Annotated in this window: 8 protein-coding genes; 5 read left to right on the top strand and 3 right to left on the bottom strand. The window is 72.2% G+C overall.

Translation table 11 applies throughout. The features are described 5' to 3' along the window. Positions 1-171: 171 nt before the first annotated feature. The gene (locus ACZ61C_RS11940; protein ID WP_465305707.1) at positions 172-774 is read right to left on the bottom strand and encodes a TetR/AcrR family transcriptional regulator; all 603 of its coding nucleotides are present in this window, start codon (positions 772-774) and stop codon (positions 172-174) included. A gap of 77 nt (positions 775-851) precedes the next feature. Between ACZ61C_RS11940 and ACZ61C_RS11935 the strand changes: the two genes are divergently transcribed. Then, on the top strand, positions 852-1634 hold the full coding sequence (locus ACZ61C_RS11935; protein ID WP_465305705.1) for a class I SAM-dependent methyltransferase: 783 nt from the start codon (positions 852-854) through the stop codon (positions 1632-1634). Between the two features lie 77 nt (positions 1635-1711). Then, complete coding sequence (locus ACZ61C_RS11930; protein WP_465305703.1) at positions 1712-1963, top strand: DUF4287 domain-containing protein; 252 nt, start codon at positions 1712-1714, stop codon at positions 1961-1963. Between the two features lie 174 nt (positions 1964-2137). Here the strand turns inward: ACZ61C_RS11930 and ACZ61C_RS11925 are convergent, their stop codons facing one another. Continuing rightward, complete coding sequence (locus tag ACZ61C_RS11925; protein ID WP_465305701.1) at positions 2138-3586, bottom strand: MFS transporter; 1449 nt, start codon at positions 3584-3586, stop codon at positions 2138-2140. Positions 3587-3685: 99 nt separating this feature from the next. Here ACZ61C_RS11925 and ACZ61C_RS11920 point away from each other — a divergent pair, with 99 nt between their 5' ends. Further along, positions 3686-4891 carry a cytochrome P450 gene (locus ACZ61C_RS11920; RefSeq protein WP_465305699.1) on the top strand — a complete coding sequence of 402 codons (1206 nt, stop codon included), beginning with the start codon at positions 3686-3688 and terminating at the stop codon, positions 4889-4891. A gap of 6 nt (positions 4892-4897) precedes the next feature. On the opposite strand, the gene lexA is transcribed toward ACZ61C_RS11920, so the two are convergent. Then, positions 4898-5551 (bottom strand): transcriptional repressor LexA, encoded by a 654-nt coding sequence (gene lexA / locus ACZ61C_RS11915; protein ID WP_465305697.1) that lies wholly within the window; start codon positions 5549-5551, stop codon positions 4898-4900. 276 nt (positions 5552-5827) lie between these two features. Between lexA and ACZ61C_RS11910 the strand changes: the two genes are divergently transcribed. Both ACZ61C_RS11910 and ACZ61C_RS11905 read left to right on the top strand, forming a co-directional pair. Then, a complete protein-coding gene (locus ACZ61C_RS11910) occupies positions 5828-6346 on the top strand; it encodes a lytic polysaccharide monooxygenase auxiliary activity family 9 protein (RefSeq protein ID WP_465305695.1) in 519 nt (172 codons plus the stop codon). Positions 6347-6490: 144 nt separating this feature from the next. Next, positions 6491-9238, top strand: a complete 2748-nt coding sequence (locus ACZ61C_RS11905) for an AfsR/SARP family transcriptional regulator (RefSeq protein WP_465305693.1) — start codon at positions 6491-6493, stop codon at positions 9236-9238. Positions 9239-9313: the final 75 nt, after the last annotated feature.

Below are 9313 nucleotides of genomic sequence, written 5' to 3'. Positions count from 1 at the left end.
GAACCGGAGGACGGAGGAGGGGGGTGGGGGGGACTTTTGGGGGGGGAAGGGAGAAACCGGTTTTTTTTTTTTTTTTTTTGGGGCCCCCCCCCCCCCCCCGCCCCCGCCGGGGGCGAGCCCCCGGACCCCCGCCTGTGGTTGCGTTTCGAGGGTCCGTCCATTTTGGATCGGCTACAGCAGGCGGCGTTGGAGGACGTCGGCCATCACTGTTTCGATCAGTTTTTGCAGCTCTGCCGGGTCCGGGAGGGTTTTTGGTCGGCGGCCTGCGAAGAGCAGGTGGCTTGCGCCGATCAGGGACAGGGACAGGGAGTCCACCTTGGCGTCTGCTGCGATGCGGCCTTGGGCGCGTTCGGCTGTCAGGTAGGTCGTCAGCATCTCCCTTGCTTCCGTCAGGAACGGCAGTCCGTTGTCGTTTGGGCGGCGTAGGCGGGTGCGGAGCTCGTCTCGGATGAAGACCAGGCTTGTCAGCGCGATGGAGACCGGGTCGAACAGTTCGGTCAGGGCGTCCGTCAGGTTTGTCGAGACCGTGCGGGTTCCTGCTGACGCCTCCAGGAGTGCCGACTGGTCCGTCAGGCGGGTGATGCGGTCCTGTACCAGCTCGGCCAGGAACGCGTCGAAGTCCGTGAAGTGGCGGTGGAGCACGCCTTTTGCGACGTCTGCCTCCGTGGTGACTGCTCGGCTGGTCAGGGCGTTCGGGCCGTCGCGGAGGAGGATCCGCTCTGCCGCCTGGAACAGCTGCTGGCGGACGTCGCGCAGGTGGACACCGGTGGGCATGTCCTCATTCTCCGGTACGCCCGGGGTGAACGCTCGGGTGGTTGTCTGAGTGGGCGCTTGCCCATTAAGGTGGGCGCATGCCCACTCAACCTCATGAGGCGCGTGCCTTCGCTGAATCCTTCGGGGTCGACGCCGGACGCTACGACCGGGCTCGGCCCGAGTATCCCGCCGAACTGGTGGCCCGCGTGGTCGCCGCCAGTCCTGGCCCCGACTTCCTCGACGTCGGCTGTGGCACCGGGATCGTGGCGCGGCAGCTCGGTGCCGCCGGTCGCCGGGTGCTCGGGGTTGATCCCGATCCGCGGATGGCCGAGTTCGCGCGCGGCAGCGGTGTTGACGTCGAAGTCGCGAAGTTCGAGGACTGGGACAGCGCCGGGCGGACCTTCGACGCCGTGGTCGCCGGGCAGTCCTGGCACTGGGTCGATCCCGTCGCCGGCGCCGCCAAGGTGGCGGGCGTCCTGCGCCCGGGCGGTGTGCTCGCCCTCTTCGCGCACGTGTTCCAGCCGCCGGCCCCGGTCGCGGACGCCGTCGCGCAGGGGCTCCGGCGAGTGCGGCCCGAGTGGCCGCTCGCCGCGGAGCAGCGAAGTCCCGGCGAGCTCTACGACGTCATGTTTACCAAGTTCGCCGACGGCATCCGGGAGTCGGGCCGCTTCGGTGAGCCCGAGCGGTGGTCGTTCGACTGGGCGCAGTCCTACCGCCGCGACGAATGGCTGGACTTGCTGCCCACCACCGGCGGGCTGACCCGGCTCGAGCCCGAAGCGCTGGCGGACGTGCTTTCCGGCGTCGGCGCGGCGATCGACGCGCTCGGCGGTGGCTTCACGTTGCCGTACACCACGCTGGCGGTGGTCGCGCGGAAGCCTTGACAAAAAAAGTTGTCGGTGAGACCTTGGGAACCAGCCAGCCAGACCGAAGAACCTTCGGCCGATCCCCGGGAGTCCCCATGTCCTTCCAGGCCTACCTCGACAACGCCGAGAAGCAGACCGGCATCACCCCGCGCGCGTTCCTCGGCCTCGCGGCGGAGAAGAAGCTCACGAAGCACGGCGAGATCGTCACGTGGCTGAAGACCGACCACGGCCTCGGGCACGGCCACGCGACGGCGATCGCGCGGCTCGTCACCAAGGGCCCCGAGTTCGTCGCCGAGCACCACACCGACGGCGTGCTCCACCTCGACGGCGTGGCCGCCCGGGCCTGACCCCGGGCGGCCGGCGCCGGCTCAGGCGACCGGTCGGCAGCGAGCTCGGTCCGGACCAGCCCGGGAGCGACCGTGAGCCCGCGGCCGCCGGGCGGCCGATCTCTCGCGAAGCGCCGGTCTCCAAGGCTTTCTCCGTCATGCCCGGCTCCTCCGGGTCGGCGCCGGGGCCGTCGGTCAGCGGCCCACCGCCGCCGCGGGCCGCGGGGTCGGGGGAGCGGGGACCGAGTGCCGCGGCAGGAAGGCGGCGACGGCCAGTGCGATCAGCGCCGCGGCCGAGCCCATCGCCAGCACCAACCGGAACCCGCCCTCCGACGGCAGATCCACCGGTCCGAACCGGACGGTCAGCCGGGCCAGCACCAACCCCGCCGTGGCACTGGAAACCGACGTCCCGATCGACCGCATCAGCGTGTTGAGACTGTTGGCCGCGGCGGTTTCCGACACCGGCACCGCGCCCATCACGAGCGCGGGCATCGCGCCGTACGCCAGCCCGATCCCCGCGCCGATGACGCTCGAGACCAGCACGAGGTGCCAGGTCGCGCTCATCAGGACGATCCCGAGGCCGTACCCGGCCGCGACGACCACCGCGCCGAGCATCAGCGTCGTCTTCGGGCCGCGGGTGCGGGAGATGCGCGCGGACACCGGGGCCAGCACCATCATCACCAGCCCGGACGGCGCCATCACCAGGCCCACCGTCAGCATCGACCGGCCGAGGCCGTACCCGGTGGCCGCCGGCAGCTGCAGCAGCTGCGGCAGGACCAGCGACATCGCGAACATCGCGAAGCCGAACACCGCGGACGCGATGTTGGTCAGCAGCACCTGGCGGCGCGCGGTGGTGCGCAGGTCCACCAGCGGCTGCCGGGTCCGCAGCTCCCAGCGTCCCCACAGCAGCAGGACGAGCACCGCCGCGGCGAACAGGCCCAGCGTCGCCGCGCTGCCCCAGCCCCAGTCGGCGCCCTTCGAAATGGCCAGCAGCAGGCACACCAGCGCGATCGAAAGCCCGGCCGCGCCGGGGACGTCGAAGCGGCCGCCGGTGCGCACCGGCGACTCCGGCACGAGAGCGACGACCAGCGCGGTGACGACCAGGCCGAGCCCGGCCGAGGTCCAGAAGAGCACGTGCCAGTCGGCGTTTTCGGCGAGCAGCGCCGCCGCGGGCAGGCCCAGCGCGCCGCCGACGCCGAGCGACGCGCTCATCAGCGCCGTCGCGGAGCCGAGCCGTTCGGCCGGCAGCTCGTCCCGCATGATGCTGATCCCGAGCGGGATCACGCCCGCGGCGAGGCCCTGCAGCGTCCGTCCGGCGACCATCGGCACGAGCGTGTCCGAGAGCGCGCCGATCGCCGAGCCGGCGACCAGCGCGCCGAGGCTGATCAGCAGCATCCGCCGCTTGCCGTACATGTCGCCGAGCCGGCCCATGGTCGGGGTCGCCACCGCGCCCGCGAGCAGGGTCGCGGTGATGGCCCAGGTCGCGTCCGCGGCGGAGGCGTGCAGCAGCCCCGGCAGGGCCGGGATCAGCGGGATCACCAGCGTCTGCATCAGCGAGACGGTGATGCCCGCGAGCGCGAGGACCGCGACGACGAGGTTCCCGCGCGAGGAGGCCTCTCTCGCGGGCGTGGATGGGTCGAGCACGGGGTGGTCCTCCGGATGTCCGAATTAAATCAGTCGCTTGACTTAGCGTAGCAGTCGTGGGTTGACTGATCACGAACTGACGGCCACCGCGGAGGAACGATGACGAGCACCGCCGAGACCCCCGAGTTCCCGATGACCCGCGCCGCCGGCTGCCCGTTCGACCCGCCGCCCGCGGCCCGCGCGCTGCAGGGCGAAACGCCGCTCGCCCGGGTCCGGCTGTGGGACGGCAGCACGCCGTGGCTGGTGACCCGGCACGCCGACCAGCGCACGCTGCTGGCCGATCCGCGCGTCAGCGCCGACATCACCCGCCCCGGCTACCCGAGCCCGGCGCCGCTGCCGAAGGGCGGCACCGGCATCAGCTTCATCCTGATGGACAACCCCGAGCACGCGCGGCTGCGCAAGATGGTGACGGCGCCGTTCACGATCCGCCGCGTCGAGGCGATGCGCCCGGCGGTGCAGAAGATCGTCGACGACCTGCTCGACGAGCTGCTGGCCGGCCCGAAGCCGGTCGACCTCGTCGAGGCGTTCGCGCTGCCGGTGCCGTCGCTGGTGATCTGCGAACTGCTCGGCGTCCCGTACGCCGACCACGGCTTCTTCCAAGAAAACAGCAAGGTCATCATCCGGCGGGACGCGAAGCCCGAGGAGCGCGCCGCCGGGCACCAGGCCCTCGTCGGCTACCTCGACCGGCTGGTGGGCGAGAAGCTCGAGCGGCCCGCCGACGACCTGCTTTCGGGCCTCGCCGCCCGGGTCCAGGCGGGCGAGCTGACCCGGCTGGAGGCCGCGCAGATGGGCGTCCTCCTGCTCATCGCCGGCCACGAGACGACGGCGAACATGATCGCGCTCGGCACGCTGGCCCTGCTGGAGCACCCGGACCAGCTGGCGCTGCTGCGGGAGTCCGACGACCCCGCGCTGGTCCGGTCCGCGGTCGAGGAACTGTTGCGGTACTTGAACATCACGCACAACGGACGCCGCCGCGTCGCCCTGGAGGACATCGAAGTCGACGGCCACGTGATCCGCGCGGGAGAGGGTCTGATCCTGGCCAACGACGTCGCGAACCGCGACCCGGCGGTGTTTCCCGACGGAGACCGGCTCGACCTGAACCGCGACGCGCGTCGTCACGTCGCGTTCGGGTTCGGCATCCACCAGTGCCTCGGCCAGCCGCTCGCCCGGCTCGAGCTGCAGGTCGTCTACAGCACGCTGTTCCGGCGGATCCCGACGCTCGCGCTGGCGACGGAGGTCGAGCGGATCCCGTTCAAGCACGACGGGTCGGTGTATGGGGTGTACGAGCTGCCCGTCACCTGGTGAAGCGGGTCAGACGCTGCGCAGCACCGAAACGACCGTGCCGAGGATCGTGGCGCGGTCGCCGTCGATGACGTCGTACGCCGGGTTGCGGGGCTCGAGGTAGACGTGGCCGTTGCGGCGGCGGTACACCTTCACCGTCGCCTCTTCGTCGATCATCGCCGCGACGATCTGTCCCGAGTGGGCCTCGGCCTGCTGCTTCACCACCACGATGTCGCCGTCGCAGATGGCGGCGTCGATCATCGAGTCGCCGCGGACGCGCAGGCCGAAGACCGTGCCGCGGCCGGTGAGGTCGCGGGGCAGCTTGAGGACGTCGTCGACGTGCTCGACCGCCGAAATCGGGGTGCCGGCGGCGATGTCGCCGACCACGGGCACCGGGACCGAGTCGCCGTCCTCGGCCGCGGCGGGGCCGTGCAGGAACGCGCGGACGTCGATCGGGCGGGACACCGTGGCGCCGCGGCGCAGGAAACCCTTGTCCTCCAGGCTCGCCAGGTGCTTCGACACCGACGACGTCGACAGCAGGCCGACGGCCTCGCCGATCTCGCGCGTGCTGGGGGAGTAGCCGTGCCGGACCACCCAGTCCCGGATCGCGACCAGGATCCGCTGCTGCCGCTCCGGCAGGGCCGAGGCGTCGAGGTGGTCGAAGGTGTCGTCGTAGGTGGTCACCGGCCGAATCCTAGAGGCACCCGCCCCGCGCGCCGCCGCCTGGCCCCGGCGTGTCGGTCCCGCTCACCGGAACATCGGGTGACGGTTGGCGTCTTACCAACATGAACCCGCACTTTGCCATCTGTTGACCTGGGTCCCGATCGGACGTATGGTCTAGACCACAATTTTCCTTCGCTCGAACCTCTTCCCGCGAGCGGCGGGCCTCTTTCCGGGGCCGTGGCCGCGATTTCGCCGTGCCCGGCGGCGGGAAGCGAGCCTGTCCCCGAAGGAGCTGGTATGAAAGCGAACCGGAAGCTGGTCGCGGTCGCCGCGGGTGCTCTCCTCGCCCCGGTGCTGGTGGTGCTCAACCCCGCCGGGATCGCGAGCGCGCACGGCTACGTGAACTCCCCGGCCAGCCGTCAGGCGCAGTGTGCCCAGGGCACGGTGTCGTGTGGCCAGATCACGTACGAGCCGCAGAGCGTCGAAGGGCCGAAGGGCCTGAAGTCCTGCAACGGCGGGCTCGCGCAGTTCGCGGAGCTCAACGACAACAACAAGGGCTGGCACGCCACGCCGATCGGCGCCAACGCGACCTTCACGTGGACCTTCACCGCGCGCCACAAGACGTCGAACTACGAGTATTGGATCGGCAACGACAAGGTCGCCGACATCAGCGGCAACAACGAGCAGCCGCCGGAAACCGTTTCGCACCAGGTCGACCTGTCCGGCCACACCGGACGGCAGACGGTGCTGGCGGTGTGGAACATCGCCGACACGGCGAACGCCTTCTACTCCTGCATCGACCTGCAGGTCGGCTGAGCCCCGGCCGCCCGGGAGCGCGCGGCTCCCGGGCGGCCGGCACCTCCCCCTTCGCCGGACACCCACCACCATGCCCGGCCGACCGTGGCCCGATCTTGGGTGTAGCTTGAATCGCCAGGTCACCTCGGGGGAGGAGAGTGCGCGATGGCGGTGGCGTTCACCCTGCTGGGCGCGGTCGGGGCGGCGGTCGACGGCCGCCCCGTCGAGCTCGGCCACGCCCGGCAGCGCTGGGTTCTGGTGGCCCTGCTCGCCGACGCCAACCAGCCGGTCTCGGTCGAGCAGCTGATCGAGCGCGTCTGGGGCGACCGGCCGCCGCACCGGGCGCGAAACACCTTGTACAGCTACCTGTCCCGGCTGCGGAGCTCCCTGCCCGGGCCCGTCATCGAGCGGTCCGCCGGGGGTTACCGCCTGCGCGTCGACCCGGAGCTGGTGGACCTGCACCGCTTCCGCCGGCTCGCCACGCGGGCTCGCGCCGCGGACGACGCCGACGCCGCCGCGCTGTTCGAGCAGGCGCTCGAGCTCTGGCACGACGGCCCGCTCGCCGACCTGGACACGCCGTGGGCGCAGGACCTGCGCCAGGCCCTGGAGGCCGACCACCTCGCCGTGGAGCTGGACCACGCCGACCTGCGGCTGCGCCGAGGCGAGCACGCCGAGCTGCTCCCCGGCCTGACAAACCGGACCCGCTCGCACCCGCTCGACGAGCGGCTGGCCGGTCAGCTCATGGTTGTGCTGTACCGCTGCGGCCGCCAGGCCGACGCCCTGCGGCACTTCGAGCAGACCCGGCAGCGGCTCGCCGCCGACCTCGGCGCCGATCCCAGCCCGCCGCTGAGCGAGCTGCACCGGCGGATCCTGCGCGGGGACCCGGAGCTGACGGCGCCCGCCCGGCCGGAAGCCGGCGTCGTGCCGCACTCGCTGCCGCCCGCGCCGGGGTCGTTCGTCGGCCGGGCCGAGGAGCTGGCCGCGCTCGACGCCGCGGCCGGCGTCGGGTCCGGGCAGGGCCGGACCGTCCAGATCTCCGCCCTCGCCGGCGCCGGCGGGATCGGCAAGACCTGGCTGGCGCTGCACTGGGCGCACCTGCGTCGCGACGAGTTCCCCGACGGCCGGCTGTTCGCCGACCTCCACGGGTTCTCGCCCGCGAGCGACCCGGTGGAGCCGGCGGTCGTGGTGCGCGGCTTCCTCGACACGCTGGGCGTCGACCCCGACCGCATCCCGGCCGACCCCGAGGCCCAGGCGGCGTTGTACCGCAAGACGGTCGAGGGCAGGCGGATGCTGATCGTGCTGGACAACGCCGGTGGCCCCGAGCAGGTGATCCCGCTGCTGCCCGGCGGTTCGGCCGGCACGGTCGTCGTCACCGGACGGCGGCACTTCGCCACGCTGATCACCCGCTACGGCGCCCGCCACCTCCAGCTGGACACGCTGACCCGGGACGAAGCGCACCGCCTGCTGGTGGAGCGGCTCGGTGAGGCGCGCGTCGCGGCGGAGCCCGAGGCGACCGGCGAGCTGATCGGGCTGTGCGGCCGGTATCCGCTGGCCCTGGCCATCGTGAGCCGACACGCCCAGACCCGGCCGCACATCCCGCTGGCCGAGTTCGCCGCCGAGATGCGCGAGCTGGGCCTGCACGCGCTCGACGACGACGAGCCGACGATCAGCCTGCCCACAGTGCTGTCCTGGTCACTGCGCGGGCTGAGCGACGAGCAGCGGACCGTCTTCGCGCTCCTGGGCATCGCGCCCGGGCGGGACATCGGCCTGCCCGCGGCGGCCGCCCTCACCGGGCTGCCGTCCCGGCGGGCGGCGAAGGTCCTCGGCACGCTGGAGGAGGCGTCCCTGCTGACGCGCCGCCCGGGCGCCCGCTACACGATGCACGACCTGGTCCGCGACTACGCCGCCGGCCGCGAGCTCGACGCCGACGTCCGGGAGGCGGCCCTGCGGCGCGTGCTCGACTTCTACACCCACACCGCGTACGCGGCCGACAGCCTGGTCGACCCGCACCGCCCGCCCATGCGGCCCCCGGCGGCCGCACCCGGCGCCGAACCGGAGCCGCTGCGCGACGACCAGGCGGCGATGGCGTGGTTCGAGCGTGAGCACGGCAACCTGCTGGCGGCGCAGCAGACCGCCGTGCTGCTCGGCCTGCCGCACACGGTGTGGCACCTGGCCTGGGCGTTGCACACGTTCCACCTCTGGCGCGGCCACCGCCACGACCGCCTCGCGGTCTGGCGCGCGGCACTCGACGCGGCCCCCGACCCGGCCGCCCGGACCCGGGCGCACCGCCTCCTCGGCGACGCGTACGTCAACCTGGGCCGGACCGAGGAGGCGATCGGGCACCTGAGCCAGGCGCTGGAACTGGCGGAGCAGCACGACGACCACACGGAACAGGCGCTCGCCCACCACGTCCTGTCCTGGGCGGTGGCCGGCCAGGGCGACGGGCAACGGGCGTACGAACACGCCGCCCAGACCCTTTCGCTCTTTCGCGCCGCGGCGCAGCCGGTGTGGGTGGCCCGCGCGTTGAACCACGCGGGCTGGTTCGCCGCCCGCATCGGCGACTTCGAGACGGCGCGTACCCATTGTGAAGCCGCGTTGCCGTACTACGAGGACCACGAGGACGGCAACGGCAAGGCGAACACAGTGGACAGCCTCGGTTACATCGAGCACCACACAGGCCACCACGACCGCGCGATCGGGTACTACGAGCAGGCCCTGGCCTTGCGACGGGACCGCACCAACCTGTTCCAGGTGGCGGAGACCCTGGAGGGGCTCGGCCATCCACACACGGCGCTGGGCAATCGTGACGTGGCTCGGACCGCGTGGGAAGAGGCGCTCGAGCTTTTTCGCGGGCAGGGCCGTGACGAGGACGCGGAACGGCTGCGGCAGCTTCTGGACGACCTCGAGCCGTAGCTGCGGTCAGCGGCTTGCCCGCTTCGACGACTTCCGCCTCGCCGACCAGCCAGACGGCTGCGAGCGCCTGGTTCC

This window comes from Amycolatopsis sp. NPDC104587, from assembly GCF_055583645.1.
This window is presented reverse-complemented; position numbering and strand designations above follow the sequence as displayed.

Excerpts from the sequence above, each read along its gene's own strand:
- ACZ61C_RS11935 (WP_465305705.1), top strand. The coding sequence starts at position 852 with ATGCCCACTCAACCTCATGAGGCGCGTGCCTTCGCTGAATCCTTCGGG.
- ACZ61C_RS11940 (WP_465305707.1), bottom strand. The coding sequence starts at position 774 with ATGCCCACCGGTGTCCACCTGCGCGACGTCCGCCAGCAGCTGTTCCAG.
- ACZ61C_RS11905 (WP_465305693.1), top strand. The coding sequence starts at position 6,491 with ATGGCGGTGGCGTTCACCCTGCTGGGCGCGGTCGGGGCGGCGGTCGAC.
- ACZ61C_RS11930 (WP_465305703.1), top strand. The coding sequence starts at position 1,712 with ATGTCCTTCCAGGCCTACCTCGACAACGCCGAGAAGCAGACCGGCATC.
- ACZ61C_RS11910 (WP_465305695.1), top strand. The coding sequence starts at position 5,828 with ATGAAAGCGAACCGGAAGCTGGTCGCGGTCGCCGCGGGTGCTCTCCTC.
- ACZ61C_RS11920 (WP_465305699.1), top strand. The coding sequence starts at position 3,686 with ATGACGAGCACCGCCGAGACCCCCGAGTTCCCGATGACCCGCGCCGCC.